Source organism: Pelomicrobium sp. G1 (assembly GCF_051905455.1).
GTDB lineage: Bacteria > Pseudomonadota > Gammaproteobacteria > Burkholderiales > UBA6910 > Pelomicrobium.
Genome location: NZ_JBQACR010000277.1, coordinates 1 through 293, shown reverse-complemented (window position 1 = coordinate 293; position 293 = coordinate 1). Strand labels below are relative to the sequence as shown.

At 47.4% G+C, this 293-nt stretch carries 1 protein-coding gene; it reads left to right on the top strand.

Annotated elements, in window-relative coordinates:
* Positions 1 to 293, top strand: a 293-nt coding sequence (locus tag ACTFO6_RS18495) for a hypothetical protein (RefSeq protein ID WP_439935838.1), incomplete at both ends; no start/stop codon positions are given.

Sequence of the window (293 nt, the reverse complement as noted above, 5' to 3'; positions counted from 1 at the left end):
ATCGACCTTGTTCAAAACATTTTCAATTTGCATCGCTTTCACATAGCACCTAACAACCTCCTTGATTTCATAGATCGCGCTATCGGCATCTACGAAAACAACGCTGGTCCAGCATTCCGTCGGGCAATCAATCCATTTTTCTATGTAGGCCTCGTCTTCGACCTGGTGGCTCGAATTCCTTTTGTACTTATCGGTCGTGCTGGCTTCAATCGCCAAAAGGCCGAAGAATCGTTAGCTGGCCGCGTAATCAAGGGAGTCATCTACATCATTACGGCATTGGCATCGCTGCTCAC